General features: G+C 56.5%; 21 protein-coding genes and 4 tRNA genes. 7 read left to right on the top strand and 18 right to left on the bottom strand.

The annotated features are described in order from the left end of the window. Positions 1–23 precede the first annotated feature (23 nt). The 8 genes from flgG to NA645_RS06800 form a co-directional block, all read right to left on the bottom strand. The gene (gene flgG, locus NA645_RS06835) at positions 24–809 is read right to left on the bottom strand and encodes a flagellar basal-body rod protein FlgG (RefSeq protein WP_256048140.1); all 786 of its coding nucleotides are present in this window, start codon (positions 807–809) and stop codon (positions 24–26) included. 45 nt (positions 810–854) lie between these two features. Continuing rightward, entirely contained in the window at positions 855–1,595 is a 741-nt protein-coding gene (gene flgF / locus NA645_RS06830) for a flagellar basal-body rod protein FlgF (RefSeq protein WP_131648420.1), read from the bottom strand. Between the two features lie 190 nt (positions 1,596–1,785). Continuing rightward, positions 1,786–3,285 carry a flagellar hook protein FlgE gene (locus NA645_RS06825; RefSeq protein ID WP_256048139.1) on the bottom strand — a complete coding sequence of 500 codons (1,500 nt, stop codon included), beginning with the start codon at positions 3,283–3,285 and terminating at the stop codon, positions 1,786–1,788. A 31-nt stretch (positions 3,286–3,316) separates the two neighbouring features. Beyond that, complete coding sequence (flgD, locus tag NA645_RS06820; RefSeq protein ID WP_256048138.1) at positions 3,317–3,997, bottom strand: flagellar hook assembly protein FlgD; 681 nt, start codon at positions 3,995–3,997, stop codon at positions 3,317–3,319. A gap of 18 nt (positions 3,998–4,015) precedes the next feature. After that, positions 4,016–4,459 carry a flagellar basal body rod protein FlgC gene (gene flgC, locus NA645_RS06815; protein ID WP_256048137.1) on the bottom strand — a complete coding sequence of 148 codons (444 nt, stop codon included), beginning with the start codon at positions 4,457–4,459 and terminating at the stop codon, positions 4,016–4,018. 14 nt (positions 4,460–4,473) lie between these two features. After that, positions 4,474–4,878 carry a flagellar basal body rod protein FlgB gene (gene flgB, locus NA645_RS06810; protein ID WP_197444778.1) on the bottom strand — a complete coding sequence of 135 codons (405 nt, stop codon included), beginning with the start codon at positions 4,876–4,878 and terminating at the stop codon, positions 4,474–4,476. A gap of 214 nt (positions 4,879–5,092) precedes the next feature. Continuing rightward, complete coding sequence (locus NA645_RS06805; RefSeq protein ID WP_256048136.1) at positions 5,093–5,917, bottom strand: CheR family methyltransferase; 825 nt, start codon at positions 5,915–5,917, stop codon at positions 5,093–5,095. Between the two features lie 37 nt (positions 5,918–5,954). Continuing rightward, positions 5,955–6,887, bottom strand: a complete 933-nt coding sequence (locus tag NA645_RS06800; protein ID WP_256048135.1) for a chemotaxis protein CheV — start codon at positions 6,885–6,887, stop codon at positions 5,955–5,957. Between the two features lie 79 nt (positions 6,888–6,966). Between NA645_RS06800 and flgA the strand changes: the two genes are divergently transcribed. From flgA to NA645_RS06780, 4 genes are all read left to right on the top strand, one after another. Beyond that, positions 6,967–7,713: a flagellar basal body P-ring formation chaperone FlgA gene (gene flgA, locus NA645_RS06795; RefSeq protein ID WP_256048134.1), complete on the top strand. Its 747-nt coding sequence runs from the start codon at positions 6,967–6,969 to the stop codon at positions 7,711–7,713. A 104-nt stretch (positions 7,714–7,817) separates the two neighbouring features. Continuing rightward, on the top strand, positions 7,818–8,150 hold the full coding sequence (gene flgM / locus NA645_RS06790; RefSeq protein ID WP_256048133.1) for a flagellar biosynthesis anti-sigma factor FlgM: 333 nt from the start codon (positions 7,818–7,820) through the stop codon (positions 8,148–8,150). A gap of 43 nt (positions 8,151–8,193) precedes the next feature. Continuing rightward, entirely contained in the window at positions 8,194–8,664 is a 471-nt protein-coding gene (locus NA645_RS06785; RefSeq protein WP_256048132.1) for a flagella synthesis protein FlgN, read from the top strand. Positions 8,665–8,732: 68 nt separating this feature from the next. Beyond that, complete coding sequence (locus NA645_RS06780) at positions 8,733–9,479, top strand: flagellar brake protein (RefSeq protein WP_256048131.1); 747 nt, start codon at positions 8,733–8,735, stop codon at positions 9,477–9,479. A 154-nt stretch (positions 9,480–9,633) separates the two neighbouring features. Here NA645_RS06780 and NA645_RS06775 read toward each other — a convergent pair. Beyond that, positions 9,634–9,710, bottom strand: a tRNA-Arg gene (locus NA645_RS06775). A gap of 514 nt (positions 9,711–10,224) precedes the next feature. Here NA645_RS06775 and NA645_RS20190 point away from each other — a divergent pair. Together NA645_RS20190 and NA645_RS06770 are read left to right on the top strand one after the other, a co-directional pair. Further along, a complete protein-coding gene (locus NA645_RS20190) occupies positions 10,225–10,407 on the top strand; it encodes a PA3371 family protein (protein WP_256056899.1) in 183 nt (60 codons plus the stop codon). Positions 10,408–10,620: 213 nt separating this feature from the next. After that, positions 10,621–10,944 carry an Arc family DNA-binding protein gene (locus tag NA645_RS06770; protein ID WP_131648409.1) on the top strand — a complete coding sequence of 108 codons (324 nt, stop codon included), beginning with the start codon at positions 10,621–10,623 and terminating at the stop codon, positions 10,942–10,944. Positions 10,945–11,263: 319 nt separating this feature from the next. Here NA645_RS06770 and NA645_RS06765 read toward each other — a convergent pair whose 3' ends face one another. The 4 genes from NA645_RS06765 to mgtE form a co-directional block, all read right to left on the bottom strand. Then, a complete protein-coding gene (locus NA645_RS06765) occupies positions 11,264–12,400 on the bottom strand; it encodes a sodium ion-translocating decarboxylase subunit beta (protein ID WP_131648408.1) in 1,137 nt (378 codons plus the stop codon). Between the two features lie 10 nt (positions 12,401–12,410). Then, entirely contained in the window at positions 12,411–14,192 is a 1,782-nt protein-coding gene (oadA, locus tag NA645_RS06760; RefSeq protein ID WP_256048130.1) for a sodium-extruding oxaloacetate decarboxylase subunit alpha, read from the bottom strand. Between the two features lie 20 nt (positions 14,193–14,212). Beyond that, complete coding sequence (locus NA645_RS06755; protein WP_256048129.1) at positions 14,213–14,467, bottom strand: OadG family protein; 255 nt, start codon at positions 14,465–14,467, stop codon at positions 14,213–14,215. A 141-nt stretch (positions 14,468–14,608) separates the two neighbouring features. Then, positions 14,609–16,051 (bottom strand): magnesium transporter, encoded by a 1,443-nt coding sequence (gene mgtE / locus NA645_RS06750; RefSeq protein ID WP_256048128.1) that lies wholly within the window; start codon positions 16,049–16,051, stop codon positions 14,609–14,611. A gap of 293 nt (positions 16,052–16,344) precedes the next feature. Between mgtE and NA645_RS06745 the strand changes: the two genes are divergently transcribed. Beyond that, positions 16,345–16,833: a DUF4124 domain-containing protein gene (locus NA645_RS06745; RefSeq protein ID WP_256048127.1), complete on the top strand. Its 489-nt coding sequence runs from the start codon at positions 16,345–16,347 to the stop codon at positions 16,831–16,833. Positions 16,834–16,874: 41 nt separating this feature from the next. Here the strand turns inward: NA645_RS06745 and NA645_RS06740 are convergent. The 5 genes from NA645_RS06740 to NA645_RS06720 all read right to left on the bottom strand — a co-directional run bounded on the left by NA645_RS06740 (position 16,875) and on the right by NA645_RS06720 (position 18,962). Further along, positions 16,875–16,951, bottom strand: a tRNA-Arg gene (locus tag NA645_RS06740). 69 nt (positions 16,952–17,020) lie between these two features. Then, positions 17,021–17,097: transfer RNA gene (locus NA645_RS06735), tRNA-Arg, on the bottom strand. A gap of 108 nt (positions 17,098–17,205) precedes the next feature. After that, a tRNA-Ser gene (locus NA645_RS06730) sits at positions 17,206–17,296 on the bottom strand. 62 nt (positions 17,297–17,358) lie between these two features. Continuing rightward, positions 17,359–17,544 carry a carbon storage regulator CsrA gene (gene csrA, locus NA645_RS06725; RefSeq protein ID WP_003283978.1) on the bottom strand — a complete coding sequence of 62 codons (186 nt, stop codon included), beginning with the start codon at positions 17,542–17,544 and terminating at the stop codon, positions 17,359–17,361. Between the two features lie 182 nt (positions 17,545–17,726). Further along, positions 17,727–18,962 (bottom strand): aspartate kinase, encoded by a 1,236-nt coding sequence (locus NA645_RS06720; protein WP_181102357.1) that lies wholly within the window; start codon positions 18,960–18,962, stop codon positions 17,727–17,729. Positions 18,963–18,974: the final 12 nt, after the last annotated feature.

The raw sequence follows: 18,974 nt of genomic DNA, 5'->3' as shown, positions 1-18,974 counted from the left end.
CTCAATCCAGCGGCTGACAGCTGTTACAGCTGCTGGGTAACGAAGGACAGCATCTGATCGGCCGTGGAGATGACTTTCGAGTTCATCTCGTAGGCGCGCTGAGTGGTGATCATGTTCACCAGCTCCTCGACGACGCTGACGTTGGAGTTTTCCAGCGTGTTCTGCAGCACCGTGCCCAGTCCGTTCAGGCCGGGCGTGCTGACCTGCGGCGCACCGCTGGCGGCGGTTTCCAGGAACAGGTTGCTACCCATCGCCTGTAGGCCTGCCGGGTTGACGAAGTCGGCGGTCTGCAGGTTGCCGATGATTTGCGGCGCCGGGTTGCCGAGGGTGGTGACGGAAACGGTGCCGTCCTCGCCCACGGTGAAGCTTTGGGTTTCCGGCGGTACGACGATCGCCGGCTCCAGCGCATAACCGTTGGCGGTCACGATCTGGCCGTCGGCGTTCAGATGGAAGCTACCGTCACGGGTGTAGGACACGGTGCCGTCGGGCAGCAGGACCTGAAAGAAGCCACGGCCGTTGACCGCCATGTCCAGCGGCTGCTCGGTAGTCTGCAGGCTGCCGGCGGTGAACTGCTTCTGCGTGCCGACGATACGCACACCGGTACCCAGCTGCAGGCCGGACGGAAGCTCGCTGTCCTGAGTGGACTGACCACCCGGCTGCCGACGGATCTGGTAAAGCAAATCCTGAAACTCGGCGCGGTCTTTCTTGAAGCCCGTGGTGGAAACGTTGGCCAGGTTGTTGGAAATGGTCGTCAGGTTCATGTCCTGGGCGGACAAACCCGTCTTACTCACCCACAGTGCTGGAAGCATGTTCTTCTCCTCGTACGCCGGAATTCGGGCGCAGCGCGTTGTTTACTAGCTGAGTTGCAAGACTCGGGCCGCAGCGGCACTGTCTTCTTCGGCGGTGCGCATCATTTTCACGTGAAGCTCGAACTGCCGGGACAGTGCCAGCATCGACGTCATCTCCGCCACCGCGTTGACGTTGCTCGCCTCGAGAAAACCGGACGTCACACGGACCGCGGCGTCAGCCTCGACGGGCTGGCCGTCCTTCATGCGGATCAAGCCATCGGTGCCCTTCTCCAACTGCTTTGGATCGGGGTTGACTAGCTTGAGACGGTCGACCGTAACCACCACGTTCGGGTCTTCTCCGAGCGCACGAATGCTGATGGACCCGTCGGCGCCGATCTCCACCTTCTCTTCCGGCGGCACGGCAATCGGCCCGGCATTGCCGAGCACCGGCAAACCGTCGCCGGTCCGCAGCATGCCGAGCGTGTCGATATTGAGGCTGCCGGTACGGGCATAAGCCTCGCTGCCATCGGGCGCTTGCACCGCGATCCAGCCCTCGCCTTCGACGGCAACGTCCAGGTCCCGCCCCGTTTCCTGCAACGTGCCGGCGCTAAAATCCGTGCCTGGACGTTCAGTCATGGCGTATACGCGTGCCGGAAAACTGTCGCCGAACACTTGCATCGACCGCGCTTGCTCAAAATCACGACGAAAGCCGGTGGTCGAGATATTCGCCAGGTTGTTGGCATGGGCCTGCTGGGCGCGAGCGTTCTGGCTCGCACCCGTCATTGCCACATAGAGCATCTTGTCCATCGAACCTCCGAGACGCGTGAATTGACGCTTAACCTTCCATGTCTTCTCGAAAGCAATCCACATGCCAACAGCGAACCAAGGATTAACCCGCTGATTTGCAAGAGTTATTAAAAAAAGAAAAGGCCCCGAAGGGCCTTTGAAAAGACGGAGCGGCAGAATTCCGCCATGCAGCGACTGCCGCCGCGACTCATCAACGCAAATTGATGATCGTCTGTGTGATCGCGCTTTCGGTTTCGATCGTCTTGGCGTTCGCCTGATAGTTGCGCTGCGCCACGATGAGGTTGACCAATTGGTCCGACAGCTCGACGTTGGAGTCTTCCAAGGCGCCGGCCTGAAGAGCACCCATAGTGCCCACACCCGGCGGATTACGTACTGGATCACCAGATTCGAAAGACTGAACCCACTGTGTCTTCCCTACCGGTGTCAGGCCCTGCTCGTTAGCGAAACTGGCAAGTACTACCTGTCCCTGAACTTTAGACTGTCCGTTGGTATAGCGAGCAAAAATTTGGCCCGTCTCATCGATCTCCAAACCCGCTAACTCACCGGTGGTATAGCCGTCCTGGCTGACACTAGTGACAGCGAAGGCACTGGAATACTGGCTGGCGTTACGGAAATCTAAAGTAATACCGTCGGCGCTGGCATCTGCCCCGTTGTCAGCCCAAACCGCTGGCGACCCACCGTCCGATGCGGCGGGATTCCAATTAGTCAGTGCCATCGTGCCATCCTCATTAAAGGAAAAATCGGCGGATGTGCTGCTTAGTAATTTGCCTGCGGAACTAAATGCCAAGGTGGCGGTGAACGGCGCCGTAGCTAAAGACTCCGACGCCCTCCTTACAGCTTGCAGAACAGTGTCAGCCGTGGGTGCTGGATCTACAGAGCCTAAAGCCGCCGTGGCCGCCGCAAGTACAGCAGGATGTGGAGATCCAGCATTGACAGCATCAAAAACGCCTTGGGCTGTGTTTGCACTGGACGCTGCACGCTCCGCAAGATCGACAGACGCAGGATCACCCAGCGGGCCGCTTGGGTTTCTTCCGTCAACCAGTACGTTCATCGCCCAAGTATTGGCCGGGCTCGGCTGCTTTATGAAATATTGGGTCAGCACATGGGCATTGCCTTGCGAATCGTAGATATTGGTCGAAGTCGAGGAGTTGTAAGTAGCCGGATCAGCAGCATTGAACGGAGCAGTCGTTGGTGTTGTGCTCGTAGAGTTCAGATTGAAAACTTGATCCAGCTTGCTGGTTGGCTTGGGCTCCTGACTGCCGGACTGAATTCGCAAATTCCCAACGGTGTCGCCGAGTGTTCCGTTGGCATCAGTCATATAGCCCTGAAGGTTGTATCCAAAGTTATCTACTAGATACCCCTGCCGATCAGTTCCGAAGTAACCGGCCCTGGTGTAACTCATTGCGCCGTTGTTACTGACCTGGAAAAAGCCCTTTCCGTTAACTGCCAGATCCAGTGCATTTCCGGTGTAGTTGACGTTGCCCTGGGTAAATTGCTGGGAAATGTTCGCCAGCTGTACCCCGCTCCCGACGGAGTTCTTGTTTACGCCCATAGACGAGGCATACACATCAGCAAACTCCGCACGTGACTGTTTAAAGCCAGCAGTCCCGGCGTTAGCGATGTTGTTACCTGTAACGTTGAGGTCTTTGCTGGCGGCACGCATGCCGCTAAGGCCGATATTGAACGACATGAATTGCTCCTGTTACCGGGTGTGCCGGCAGTTACTGACCAATGACTTGGACTTGGGACAGCCCAATGCTGCCTACACCGGCCAGGTTGAGCATCAGCTCCCCGCCGTTCTGTCCGAGCGTGACGCTGTCTACGTTGGCAGGGAGCAAGGTGTACAAACCCTTGGTCTCGCCTTGATAGGTGGCTTGTGCTTCGAATCGGTAGGTTCCAGGCGGCAAGGTATTGCCGCTCGAATCCTTGCCGTCCCACATGAACGAAACATTTCCGGCTTCCTGCTGGCCCATGTTGATCCGGTTGACCACCGTGCCAGCACTGTCATAAACGTTGACCGATACGTTGCTGCTGGTCGTAGGCAATACCATGCTGGCCTTGAAGGTTTCGCTGGTATCGACGACCGCTTTGTCGGTGGGCACGATCACCTTGCGGCCGACCAGCGACGACGCCTGCAGCGCCTGGGACGACTGATAGCCCGATAGCATGGTTTCCATGCTCGAGTTCAGTTTCTCGACGCCCTCTACGGTGCTGAATTGCGCCAGCTGGGCAATGAACTCGCCGTTTTCCTGAGGTTCCAGAGGGTTCTGGTTGTTCAGCTGAGTTACCAGCAGCTCGAGAAACTCGTTCTTGCCGAGATCGTTGCTTTTTACTTCGCGATCTTTGATCTGATATTGGTCGAGTACCGAACCGGTACCGCTGACGCCGCCTGTCGTGCTCATGGCTATCTCTCGTAAGGGTTACTGGCCCAGGGTCAGTACTTTCTGCAGCATGGTCTTGGCCGTGTTCATCAACTCGGCGTTGGTCTGGAACGAGCGACTGGCAGAGATCATGTCCGCCATTTCTTCCACGACGTTGACGTTCGGGTAATAGACGTAGCCTTCTTCATTCGCAGCCGGATGGTTGGGCTCGTAACGGGCTTGCAACTCGCTCTGGTCTTCCACCACGCCAAGTACCTGAACACCGGCACCGGCCTGATCCTGCTCGGCGAACAGGGATCCGTTTGGCGAACCGTTGGCCTGCTGCAACATAGTCGCGAAGACAGGATGGCGGGCGCGGTAGGTTTGATCGACGCTGGACGAGACGGTCTCGGCGTTGGCGATGTTGCTGGAAATGGTGTTGAGGCGAGTGCTTTGAGCACTCATGCCGCTGCCGGCGATATTGAATACGCTGCTAAGGGACATGGGCTTCGCTCCTGTTATTCGCCACGCAGGGCGCTCATGAGCCCCCTGAACTTACTGTTGAGAAAGGTAAAGCTTGCCTGGAAGTCGACGGCATTCTCGGCGTAGGCGGCTTGCTCGACCTGCGCATCGACAGTGTTCTGATCCAGCGAAGCATGCATCGGCGTGCGGAATCGAAGGCCTGGATCGGCAATCTCAAACCCTTGCGCCGCGATGTGCTTGCTGCTGGTGACAGCGACGCCGAACTCGCCCTGGTTTTTGCTCTGCTGGGCAGCGAGAACACTGCCGAACTCCAGATCACGCGCCTTGTAATTAGGCGTGTCGGCGTTGGCAATATTGTTGGCAAGCACCTCGGCCCGCTGAGCGCGGAACCCGAGTGCTTTTTCGTGGATACCCAGAGCTTTATCGAAACTGATGCTCATGATCTGGCCCTCTGCCGGATACAGTCTGCTTAGCAAACCACCAGCAAAGGCCATGCCATTTCGATAAACAACTGATTTAGAAGGGATTTATAGCAACGCATCAGGAGCGATGCGTCAAAAGCGGCAAAGCTTTTCCATGTTTTTGCCGCCTCTTCACTCATGACCGACAGATTTCTGCCGCCGCCTCGCTGCGACGCTGCAGGTATCGACCGTTCTACTTGGCCTTATAGATGATGCCTGGACTGCATTGAATCATCTGATACAGCTCGGGAAGCCCGTTAAGCGCCTCGGATGCCCCGAGAAACAAATAGCCGCCCGGCTTCAGCGTGGCGTGAATACGCCGAAGAATGTCTTTCTTCACATCCGCAGAAAAGTAGATGAGCACGTTACGGCAGAACACCACGTCGAACTTTCCCAGTACCGCATAGCTATCGAGCAGATTCTGAACACGGAACTCGACGCGGTTTCGAATCGCTGGTTTGACAACCCAACGGCCTGGTGTCTTGACGTCGAAATAACGCTGTAAGCGCTCGCTCGACAATCCCCGCGCGATAGCCAGACTGTCGTACTCCGCAGCCTTGCTTGCAGCAAGCATGGTGCCAGACAGCTCGGTAGCGACGATCTGAACTGCCAACTTAGGTTGGCTGGGGTTGCTGCGTTCATATTCGTCGACCGTCATCGACAACGAATAAGGTTCCTGCCCCGAGGAACAGGCAGCCGACCATATACGCAGGCGTTGACCCGGCGCGGTTTTCAGGAGCTCCGGCAGGGTCCGGCTCCTGAGCACTTCGAATGGATAGGTATCGCGAAACCAGAGCGTTTCGTTGGTCGTCATCGCATCCACGACCTGCTCACGCAGACCGCTGCGTGGCTGGGCCTGAATTTTCCTGACCAGATCGCCAAGGCTCTTGAGCCCCTGCTGCTCCATCAGCTTGTTCAGCCGGCTGGTTACGAGGTACTGCTTGTTGCTACCCAGCAGAATGCCGCACGTCTTCTCTAGGAACACTCGAAACTGATCGAAATCCGGATCACCTGACACTGATAAGGCCCACCAGTCGTATTGAAGAGGACATGCCTCAGTTCTTATCCGTAGTTCGGATTCGCTCTATCACCCGGCTGGCCAGATCGTCCGCCTGAAATTTGGCGAGAAAATCGTCCGCACCGACTCGCTTGACCATGCTCTGGTTGAACACACCGGAGAGCGAAGTATGCAGCAGAATGTGCAAATCCCGCATGGCCGGATCCTGACGAACCTCGGTGGTCAACGTATAGCCGTCCATCTCAGGCATCTCGATGTCTGAAATCATCATGACGAATTCCTCGGATGGCTTCTTGCCGTCTGCTACCAACTTTCGCAGGTAGGTCAACGCCTGGCGGCCATCGTTGTGTGCAACCACCTCGATTCCCAGATTCTGTAGACAACGAATTATCTGTTTCCGCGCAACCGAGGAATCATCGACGATCAGAACCCGGCTGGATGACGCCTTGCTGGTGGTTTCCTCGTCCGCGATACCAACCGATAGCACCTCCGAAACGGGAGCCACCTCGGCTAGCACTTTTTCCACGTCGATGATTTCGACCATCTGGCCATCCACATGGGTGACGGCTGTCAGATAGTGATCAGGCCCGACGCCTTTGGGCGGCGGCAGAATGGCTTCCCAGTTCATGTTGACGATCCGCTCCACCGATCGCACCAGAAACCCGAGCACCTTGTTGTTGTATTCAACGATGATGGCGAAGCTATTGGAGAGATCCTGCAATGCAGGTTTTCCGGTAGCTAAGGAAAGATCGAGAATCGAAAGCGTGCTGCCACGTATGTTCGCCACGCCACGCACAACCGGACTGGACCGAGGCATGATGGTGAGCCGAGGACACTGCAGCACCTCTTTGACCTTGAACACGTTGATGCCATAGAGCTGCTTGTCATCCAGCCTGAACAGCAGCAACTCCAGACGATTCTGCCCCACCAGCTGGGTACGCTGGTTAACCGAATCCAATACACCGGCCATGCCAGTTCCTCTTGCTTTGCGAAATGGTGTTCAGAATATCTGGCAGATTTACCGGCACGCCCTTTGCTTCTGCCATGACATGAACGAACAGATGACTTTTTTCCGGCGTCCTTGCATCGCGCTTTGTCGAGCGATCCTGTTTTCGGCGTTATGCGGGCTGAGCCAGTTTGCTGACTCAGCAACAAGGCCTGAACAGCTTATCGACGCAGCACGCGGATTTCTTGAGCGTGAGGTGACCGACTATTTACAGCGTAGCCAAATCCAGGCCCGCCATCAGATCGAGGTCAACAGACTCGACCCCCGTCTGCGCCTGGCACATTGCGATCGCCCTTTGACTACGAAACTGGAAAGCCCTGCGCAACCGGTTGGCCGCACAACCGTGCGGGTCAGCTGCGAAGGCTCGGCGCCCTGGTCCGTTTTCGTCCCCGCGCAGGTCCATTTGTTCCGCGAAGTAATAGTCGCCCGGCGGCCGCTGGCGCGCGAAAGCATCTTGGAGCAAGCCGACGTGACTCTTGCCGAACGGGACGTCAGCCTGCTCACCCAGGGTTACCTGACGGCTTACGACCAGGTTCTCGGTAACAAAATCACCCGCAGCGCCCTTCCCGATCAGGTGCTTACGCCTAACGCTGTTTCGCTCGCGGAAATCGTGCGCAAAGGCGATCAGGTCGTAATCAGCGCGAAAAGTTCGTCAATAAATGTGAGAATGCCAGGCGAAGCTTTATCCGATGGCGCACTTGGCAGTCAGATCAGGGTCAAAAATCAGCGATCTGGTCGCGTTATCAAGGCCCGCGTCGTCGGTCCCGGTCAGGTGGAAGTCGCGATGTGAGAAGGACTGACGCTGCCGCAGCCACTCCGGGAAAATAAAGCTAAAGTTTCCCATGGCTTTGCCGAAAAGCAGGCAAGCGTCCTGACTTATTCGAGGTTTCGATCATGGCTATCGATTTCAACCGGCCCAACGGGGCCGTCACCCCACCGAGCAGTGGGCGAAGCAGCAATGTACAGAACACGGAGCGGCCAACGGTTCCGCAGCCTGCTGCCGATGCGGTGAAGAACACCAGTAGTAGTACGGCTGTATCCGGCGAGAGCGTTCAGTTGAGCCCGGAAGCACAACGTCTGCAGCAGACTGCTGAAAAGTTGGGCCAGCAACCCTCTGTCGATCAGGAGCGTGTCGCTCAGATCAAGCAGGCGATAGCCGATGGCAGCTATCAGGTAGATCCTCAGCGAGTGGCATCGAAACTGCTAGCGTTCGAAAGCCAGCGTTGAACCCAGTAAAAGGTAGCCAGGCGTCAGCGCATTAGAGACCACTATGCAAGATACCGAATTGCTTCAACAGCTGGTTGACGATATCGGCACCGCCCGAAAGCTTCTTGAGCTCATCGATGCCGAGTACCAGGCACTTGCCGAGCGCAACCTCGCAGGCCTGGAGCAGCTGCTCACACAAAAGCAGACACTCCTGGCGCTGCTGGGTCAGCATGGCGCTCTCCGCAGCCAGACCCTTGCCAGGGCGCAGCTTAGCGCCGATAAAAAAGGCTTGGCGACTTTTGTCGCGAGCTCGGCGATAGGCGAAGACATTCTTGCCCATGCGGAGCAGCTCGAGAGCGTTTTAGAAACCTGCCGTAATTCCAACGACCGCAACGGCAAGCTTATTCGCGCCAATAAGAGTGCAGTAGGCGCCATGCTGCATGTACTGCAGGGTAGCAACCAGACGCCAGATCTTTACGATCGCCGAGGCGCGACCGCCAGAACAGCAAATCATCGCCCGCTTAGCCAGGCCTGACCGCAGCCAAATGAAGGCAAAATGCTATTATGCGGCCGACATCGTTACATGCCGGAGAGCAATGCTAAGTGTCCAATCCGTTTGCAGAGGACGGAGGCCCGCAGCCCCCACAGATCCTCAAGACAACAACCGAGATCCACGCGACTCTGAAGCAACTGCTGGATAACCACATCCCGCTACTGGTCCGATTCGTTGACCGTAACCAGCGCTATCAGACCTATGTGGTTGAAATGAACCGTGAGAAGGGCTGGATTGCACTCGACGAGTTGATACCCAACGACGGCGAGCGCCTGATGGCGTCTGGGGAAGCCTTTCAGGTTGAAGGCTATTACGAAGGCGTGCGCATCGCCTGGAGCAATGATCACCCGGTGCATCCAGACGAACTGGAAGATGCTCGCTGCTACTGGGCACCCCTACCCGATCAAGTCCTCTACCATCAACGACGCAACGCGTACCGTGCCTCATTGGCTGGCCAACCTATCGTTGCCGAACTCAGCGACAAAACTATCAAGCCTGTTGAAGGTAAAGTGCTGGACATGTCGGCGACTGGCTGCAAGCTGAGCTTCCAAGGCAACCTTCAGAGTGGCCTACAGACGGGACGAGTGTACGAACACCTCTCCGCAAGGCTTCCCTTTGGCACCATCACAACGGCGGCCGAACTACGGCATGTCGTTTTCGATGAAAAGCTCGATGTCACTTTTTGCGGAATGCGCTTCTATCGCATCAGTGGCCTGACGCAACGCCAGATCGAACGATTCGTCTACCAACTACAACGCGAAGCACGACGCGACCAGCCGAGCGGCCGCTTCAGCTGAGATAGATGCTCCGTTACGAAAAGACGAGCAAATGGCCAGAGCGGCTTCCGACAAGCCGTTCAACCGACGTCACCTTGATTGATCATGAACTATCCCGGCGCGGCTTATCGATAGGCCAGACGGCGCCGGGATGCCGTGATCTATTGGAGAAAGCTGGCGTCCCAGGCGAGGTTCGAACTCACAACCTTCCCCTTAGGAGGGGGATGCTCTATCCAATTGAGCTACTGGGACGCGTTAGGCGCGCCATGTTAGCGAGCCTCGGCTCGTTTGTCATGCGCTTGGCAACAGAGCCAGTCCATCATCCAGCGTATAACTAGAGGTTGAAACCACGATCTAACCTTATATTGCATTTTGCATCGTGCTTTTCTATGCATCATGCAAAACGCATCGTGAACACAAAATAGGCTGACGTAAGCTTATGAAAAATAAGGAATTTTCTTATTATAAAAGATGGCACACCGAATGCTTAAGCCATGCGAACCATTTGCGAAGGAGCCGCCAATGCTACGCCCAGCTTACTTATTCAGTTCAGCCATCCTGGCCGTGGTCGCTGTGATGCAATTACAGGTAACAGCACAGGAACCAGATCACGCTCCAACTGCCACATTAGAGCAAGCCGCTACCCCGTCGGTTCATAGGCTGACAATGCCAGCGCAAACCATTAGCCAAGCAATGAGCACGCCCACGCAACCGCAACGGTGGGTCTTCTAAGACCTTGCGTTTTGTTTCATCAAGGAGATAACGGATGTCTATTTATGGCTGCCTTTTCCTTCTGCTCAGCATCATCTGTGGCGCACTGAGCATTGGTACCGCCCTTCCCGACATGTGGGAGCCGGTCGCAAAAGGAGGCACGGTATTTTTTTGCGTTCTCTTCGTGATATCACTTCTGATCGGTCGACGGATTAAATTCGATCCAGTACTACGCTAGGACGCGATTAACGGATAAAGATCAGTAGCTGATCACAGTAACGGCGTTTCGCCATCATCACGTCTTTACTCTGATCTGTGTCGTCGTATAATTGGCGCCATAAAGCCGCCTAGCATTTTTTTTCAGGTCGCGGAACAGCGAGTGCTGTTTGGTTGTCAGACCGGGACTAGAACGGCAATAAGCCACCATCTCCACCTGACTAACCGGTTTAATATGCGCCCTATGAAGCAGGCAGTTTACTCCAGCCGCACGGCTGACAAATTCGTGGTTCGGCTACCAGACGGAATGCGGGAGCGTATCGCCGAGGTTGCGCGCAATCATCATCGCAGCATGAACTCGGAGATCATCGCTCGCCTGGAGCAAAGCCTTCTGCAAGAAGGCGCACTCGACGACGATTTGAGTATGCGACTGGACAGCCCAGAACTGACACTTCATGAGCGTGAATTGCTCCAGCGTTTTCGTCAGCTTGCCCATCGCCAGCAGAACGCCCTGATCGCCCTGATCGCGCAAGACACCGAAGCTGCAAAAGAAGACTAACCATCGCCGACAGCCTGCGGACTTACAAACGCCTCGACACAGTCGGGGCGTTGTCGTTTGCGGCGCATCATCTGAGCATTATCTGCTTGATCTAAGGCCTGGATCGAGGAAACGGCTAGCAGGGCGCACGCGCTATACAACGCTCGAGCAACAGGGAAAAGCTTGGTTTGACGACCAAGCATCGCCTCATGCATCGGTTCGCTAAGTACGTGAATGGCACCGCGTTAACTTGGAAACAAAAATGCCTGCACCTTCTCGGGTACAAGCATTCATTGTTACCGACGGCAGGCGTCCTGCGAGGAGCCTGAAAAAAAACTAGCTAACCCACAAAACTAAGCAGCACACCGGCGGCGACAGCCGAGCCGATTACTCCTGCCACGTTCGGGCCCATGGCGTGCATGAGCAGGAAGTTCTGCGGATTCGCCTCGAGCCCAACCTTGTTCGACACCCGCGCCGCCATGGGTACCGCCGATACGCCTGCCGAGCCGATCAGCGGATTGATCTTGTTCGAACTGAACATGTTCATCACCCTGGCCATCAGCACCCCGGCGGCGGTACCACCACAAAACGCGACCATCCCAAGCAAGAGGATTCCAAGCGTTTTCAGCTGCAGGAAGGCATCGGCAGACAGCTTGGAACCGACGGTCAATCCCAACGCGATGGTGACGATGTTGATCAGCGCATTACGCGAGGTATCAGCCAGGCGATCGACCACCCCGCACTCACGCAACAGATTGCCGAAGGCGAACATGCCTACCAGCGGCGCCGCATCGGGCAGTAGCAAACCGACCATCAAGGCCAGCATGAGCGGGAAGACTATTTTTTCCGCCTGACCGACATGACGCAGCTGCTTCATGACGATGGCGCGCTCTTCCTTGGTCGTCAGTGCTCGCATGATGGGTGGCTGAATCAACGGGACCAGCGCCATGTACGAGTAGGCTGCCACAGCAATCGGACCCAGCAGATGCGGCGCGAGCTTCGCCGTCACGAAGATCGAGGTCGGGCCATCGGCACCACCGATGATCGCGATCGAAGCCGCTTCGCGCAGGGTGAACTCCATACCCGGAATCCCCGCCGCTGCCAGCGCCAGTGCGCCGAGCAAGGTGGCGAAGATACCGAACTGCGCCGCCGCACCGAGCAACAAGGTCTTGGGATTGGCCAACATCGGCCCGAAATCCGTCATCGCTCCCACACCCATGAAGATCAGCAGCGGGAACACGCTGGTCGGCAAGCCGACTTCGTAGAACAGATGAAGAATGCCCGCACCCTCGGCCATGTTGGCGACCGGAATGTTGGCAAGCAGACCACCGAACCCGATCGGGATCAGCAGCAAGGGCTCGAAGCCCTTGCGAATCGCCAGATAGATCAATGCCAAGCACACCACGATCATCAGCAACTGACCGGGCTCCAGATGATACAAGCCGGTGCTCTGCCACAGCTTGAGCAACTTATCCATGCAGCGCTCCTTAAGCGATGGTCAGCAGGCTGTCGCCCACTGACACCGCATCGCCGACCTTGACGTTCACACCTGAAACGGTGCCGGCCTTGAATGCACGGATTTCAGTTTCCATCTTCATGGCTTCGAGAATGATGACCAGATCACCCTCCTGAACTGACTGACCGGGCTGTACGAGCACTTTAAAGATATTGCCCGCCAGCGGAGCCTGCTGCGGCTCACCCGCGCCAGCGGCCGGAGCGGCAGCAGCTCCAGGCGCTGCACCCGCCACCTCACCGATCGGCTTTAGACCTTCTATGTCGCCACCTTCGTTGACTTGCACCACGAACGACTTGCCGTTGACCTCGACGGTGTAGACCTCGGGTACGTCCGGCTCACGCGATGCCTTGTCGTTACCGGTCGGCACCGGCTCGAAGGCGGCGGCGTTGCCGCGGTTCTCGAGAAACTTGAGGCCGATTTGTGGAAACAGTGCGTAGGTCAGGACGTCATCGATTTCGTCCTTGGCCAGCCTGATGCCTTTCTTTTGCGCCAGCGCTTTCAGCTCGGCCGTCAACTTATCCATTTCCGGTTGCAGCAGATCGGCGGGACGGCAGGTAATGACGCCCGCGCCGTCGAGCACACGCTGTTGCAGTTCGGTATTGAACGGGGCTGGCGCGGAGCCGTATTCGCCTTTGAGGATCCCGGCAGTTTCCTTGGTGATGGACTTGTAGCGCTCGCCGGTGAGTACGTTGATCACCGCTTGCGTACCGACGATCTGCGAAGTCGGCGTCACCAACGGAATGAAACCGAGGTCCTCACGAACCCGAGGGATCTCGACCAGTACTTGATCGAACTTGTCGAGGGCACCTTGCTCCTTCAGCTGGCCCTCCATGTTGGTCAGCATGCCGCCCGGCACCTGCGCCACGAGGATGCGCGAATCGACGCCCTTGAGCGTGCCTTCGAATTTCGCGTACTTCTTACGTACCTCACGAAAATACGCAGCGACTTCCTCCAGCAGCCCCAGATCAAGGCCCGTGTCCCGGTCGGTGCCCTGGAAAATCGCCACCACCGACTCGGTCGGCGAATGGCCGTAGGTCATCGACAGCGAAGAAATGGCTGTATCAACGTTATCGATACCCGCCTCGACGGCTTTGAGAATCGCTGCAGTAGAAAGGCCCGCCGTGGCGTGGCACTGCATATGGATTGGAATGGACAGGCTTGCTTTCAGACGCGACACCAGCTCATAGGCGGTATAAGGCGCGAGGATGCCGGCCATATCCTTGATCGCTACCGAATCGGCGCCCATGTCTTCAATCTGCTTGGCCAGATCAACCCACATCTCTAGGGTATGCACCGGGCTGGTGGTGTAGGAAATGGTGCCCTGGGCATGTTTGCCCTGCTGTTTGACGGCCCGCAGTGCGGTTTCTAGATTGCGAGGATCGTTCATCGCGTCGAATACGCGGAATACGTCGACGCCATTGACCGCAGCCCGCTCGACGAATTTCTCCACCACGTCATCGGCGTAATGCCGATAGCCCAGCAGGTTCTGACCGCGCAGCAGCATTTGCTGACGGGTCTTGGGCATCGCGCTCTTCAGTTCACGGATGCGTTCCCAAGGGTCTTCACCGAGATAGCGAATGCAGGCATCGAAGGTCGCACCGCCCCAAGATTCGACCGACCAGAACCCGACCTGATCGAGCTTGGCGGCAATCGGCAGCATGTCCTCGAGACGTACACGAGTGGCGAGAATGGATTGATGGGCATCACGTAGAACCACATCGGTTATGCCGAGCGGTCGTTTTACAGAATTCATGAGTGAACTCCCTGTTCTGATCAACCGCGACGGGCGCGGTGCTGATGAATAGCGGCCTGGATGGCAGCAAGAACGTCCGCGTCCAGCTCAGCTGCTGCGCCCGAAGTGGCAGGCTTGACGGAAACTGCCTGTGCTGCTGGCGTACTATCGAAGCGAGCGATTACAAACGCCATCAGTCGGATGCATGCAATCAATAAGACAAGGAAGATGAAGACAGAACCTAGGCCGAATAGCATAAGTTCGACGCCTTCAAGCAGGAGTTCGCTAGGGGTCATCAGTATTTCCTGTCTAATCAGCGGCTCGGGCCGCCTGTTATTCGCATCGTGTTCTAGAGACTTCGCCAAGGCGAAACCTCAGAACAGTAGCTCGAAAAACGACAGCAAAGCAAACGCCAGGCCGCTGTAGATGGGAAGGAATCAGAGCAGGAAAACAGTCGCCAGACCGAGAAAGATAAAAAACCCACCGCTATCGGTCACGGCGGTGATCATCACGCTGGCGCCGAGCGCAGGATCCCGCCCCATACGGGCTAGCGTCACTGGAATCAGCACCCCCATCAAGGCTGCCAACAGGAGATTGAGAGTCATCGCTGCGGTCATCACCACCCCCAGCGACCAGCTGCCATAGAGCCAATAGACCACCATGCCTATGACTCCACCCCATATCAGACCATTCAGCATGCCGACACCTGCTTCCTTACGCAGCAAGCGAGCACTATTGCCCGTACCCATCTGATCCAGCGCCATCGCCCGAACGATCATGGTGATGGTTTGATTGCCGGAGTTACCACCGATGCCGGCGACAATGGGCATCAACGCAGCCAATGCGACCAGCTTTTCGATCGAGCCGTCGAACAGACCGATCACGCGTGAAGCGATAAAGGCCGTGATCAAATTTACCGCCAACCAAGCCCAACGGTTGCGCAGCGACTTCCAGACCGACGCGAAAATATCTTCTTCTTCGCGCAGACCCGCCATGTTCAGAACTTCGCTTTCGCTCTCCTCGCGAATCAGGTCGACCATTTCATCGATGGTCAGACGCCCGATCAGCTTGCCGCCCTTGTCCACCACAGGCGTGGAAACCAAGTCATAACGCTCGAATGCCTGAGCAGCCTCGTAGGCATCCTCGTCCGGATGGAAAGTCACCGGATCGCTGGCCATCACCTCGGAGACGTCCCGCTCCGGATCGTTGACCAGCAAGCGCTTGATGGGCAGGACCCCTTTGAGTACCCCGTCGTAATCGACTACGAATAGTTTGTCGGTATGCCCTGGCAACTCCTTCAGGCGCCGCAGATAGCGAAGAACCACTTCGAGACTCACATCCTCACGAATCGTGACCATCTCGAAGTCCATCAGCGCGCCAACCTGATCCTCCTCGTAAGACAGCGCCGAGCGGACACGCTCCCGCTGCTGCGCATCGAGGGTTTCCATCAGCTCATGGACGACATCACGGGGCAGCTCCGCGGCCAGGTCTGCCAGCTCGTCGGCATCCATTTCCTTGGCAGCCGCCAGCAGTTCGTGATCGTCCATGTCGGCGATCAGCGTCTCGCGTACGGCGTCAGAGACCTCAAGAAGAATGTCGCCATCTCGGTCTGACTTGACCAGCTGCCAAACCGTCAGGCGCTCATCGAGCGGCAATGCTTCGAGAATGTAAGCGATGTCTGCCGGGTGCAGCGCCTCCAGTTTGCGCTGCAGCTCGACGAGGTTCTGGCGGTGCACCAGATTCTCGACGATGTCTTGGTGTTGCCCTTCCTGGCGGTGCGCCAGGTCTTCAACGATCTTGTGTCGATGAAGCAACTCGACGACTTGCGCCAGACGATCCTGGAGACTTTCCTGCGGCTTTTTTGCTTCTACTTCAATCATGGCGCACTCCACCCCCAGCGGTCGGAGCGCACCAGGGGATCAATCATTCGGAACGTGATTGGCAAGAAAAGGTTTTATACGACTACTGGGCAAATCCATGAGAAGGATCCAGAAGCCCCGAGAGGGGCGGACCGCGCAATGATACCACCGCAACCACTGCGTCAGCCTCATAAGTGCAGGTAATACAACCGGTTGCGCCGGAGTGTCGACGCATTCACGTTGCGAGAAGACACGACTGCGGCACAACAAATTATTGGTTAGGCTGCCCAACCGATCGTCAAGGAGGACGAACAATGAACAAACTTCTCACCGCAAGCTGCTGCGCCCTGTTTCTCATCACGACCCCGGCGCTAGGAGCACGCATCTATCGCTGCGTCGATGAAGCAGGCAACCTCACCTTTACCCGACAGGGTTGCCCTACGAATCAGACCGCTCAAATTCAAGAAGCGCTAAATCCCACGCCAAGCTCCGGCAAGGCTGTTCCCCTAGCCAAACCAAGGAAAGCACACAAGGCCGTCAGGGAAGAAACCAGGCAGCTCACCGTTGTAGGCAAACAGGACGATGGTTGCGGAAACCGCGTAACAGGCAGCGCGAGACGCAATGCACTCATAAGCCAGCAGATCCTTCCAGGCATGACCCGCGCCGACATCGAAAGCACCTTCGGCACGCCTGACACCGTAACCAATCGCAACGGGCAAATGCAGTATCGCTACCGTAGCGACAAGGGACGGACGCGGACCGTCAGCTTCGACGAGCGCGGCTGTGTTCGAGGTAAACCCTGAACAATAAAAAAGGGCCTGCATCGCTGCAGGCCCTTTTTGGTTGGCGCACTCAGGAGGATTCGAACCTCCGACCGCTCGGTTCGTAGCCGAGTACTCTATCCAGCTGAGCTATGAGTGCATAAGCGCTTGATAAACCAGATCACCGCTGGTTACAACAACGAATCACATTTTTGTAACTCGTTTAATATGGCGCACTCAGGAGGATTCGAACCTCCGACCGCTCGGTTCGTAGCCGAGTACTCTATCCAGCTGAGCTATGAGTGCACTAAGGGTGCGCATTATAGATTCGTGAATTTGTTGGTCAAGCTCTTTAATTCAATGATTTTCATCAAACCAAACAGCTAAATCGACTCACTATCTAACTATGCAAAATGGCGGAGAGGGGGGGATTCGAACCCCCGACACCCTTTTGAGATGTACTCCCTTAGCAGGGGAGCGCCTTCGGCCACTCGGCCACCTCTCCGCAACACGGGGCGCATGATACCCATCTTTACCCCGCTTGCAAAGCCAAAAATCACATAAATATTAATGGCTTGGTTCTTGATCTTTCTCTTTCTGGATCCGTTGGTAAATCTCCTCGCGATGCACCGCTACCTCTTTGGGTGCATTCACTCCAATGCGCACTTGATTTCCCTTAACACCCAGCACAGTGACAGTCACATCGTCACCCACCATCAGGGTCTCTCCGACCCGGCGAGTCAGAATCAGCATTCCTTTCTCCTTAAAAACGGATTCAATTCAGTAAACAGTCTGCAAAGATAAAAACGGATAATGTTCCGTGAGACATCGACCCTAGAGCCTTTCACCAGCTATTGACCAGCAAAAACGTCTCTAAAGTTCCTTTCGGCTCATTCAAATCGACAGAAGGTGCGGATTAACGCAATTCCGTCGAATCAATCACCTTTTGCGGTCGGAGCGTCCAACTCGAATGCGGTATGTAGCGCCCGCACCGCCAGCTCCAGATACTTCTCCTCGATCACAACCGAAACCTTGATTTCCGAAGTGGAAATCATCTGGATGTTGATGTTTTCCTTCGCCAGCGCCTCGAACATCCGGCTGGCGACGCCCGCATGCGAACGCATACCGACGCCGACTATCGACACCTTGGCGATATCGACATCGCCGATGACTTCCCGTGCGCCCATGTCCCGCGCAATGCCCTCGAGTACCTGCTGCGCGTTATGGTAGTCGTTCCGGTGGACAGTGAAGGTAAAGTCTGTGGTGTTATCGTGCGCGACGTTCTGCACGATCATATCGACCTCGACGTTCGCCGAGCTGATCGGGCCGAGAATCTTGAAGGCTATCCCGGGCGTATCCGGCACACCACGAATGGTCAGCTTGGCTTCGTCACGATTGAAAGCGATGCCGGAGATGATGGGCTGTTCCATGGATTCCTCTTCATCAAGTGTAATGAGGGTTCCCGGACCCTCCTGAAAGCTGTGCAGCACGCGCAACGGCACGCTGTATTTTCCGGCAAATTCCACGGCGCGAATCTGCAGCACTTTGGAGCCGAGACTCGCCATCTCGAGCATTTCTTCAAAGGTGATCTTGTTTAGGCGCTGAGCCTTGGCAACCACGCGCGGATCGGTCGTGTAGACACCGTCGACGTCGGTGTAGATCTGGCACTCGTCCGCCTTCAGCGCAGCTGCGAGCGCGACACCCGTGGTATCCGAACCGCCGCGGCCGAGCGTAGTGATGTTGCCGCTCTCATCTACACCCTGGAAGCCTGCAACGACCACCACGCGGCCGGCCTTGAGTTCCTTTTGGATGTTTTGCGAGTCGATCTGGAGAATACGCGCCTTGCTATGCGCGCTGTCGGTGAGAATACGAACCTGGCTACCGGTGTAGGACACAGCCGGTACGCCAATCTTGATCAATGCCATCGCCAGCAGGGCAATGGTGACCTGTTCGCCGGTCGATACCATTACATCCAGCTCGCGGGCCACGGGCTGCTCGCTGATCTGTTTGGCCAGATCGATCAGGCGATTGGTTTCGCCGCTCATGGCCGAAACCACCACGACGATGTCGTCGCCGTTGTCGCGGAATTTCTTGACCTTCGCCGCCACCTGTTCGATGCGCTCGACAGAGCCCACCGAGGTACCTCCAAACTTCTGTACGATCAAAGCCATCTCATAGCCGCC

The sequence above is a fragment of the Stutzerimonas stutzeri genome, from assembly GCF_024448955.1.
In the GTDB taxonomy this organism is placed as follows: Bacteria; Pseudomonadota; Gammaproteobacteria; order Pseudomonadales; family Pseudomonadaceae; genus Stutzerimonas; species Stutzerimonas stutzeri_AQ.
The sequence above is the reverse complement of the archived record's forward strand: the minus strand, read 5'-3'. Positions and strand labels throughout refer to the sequence as shown.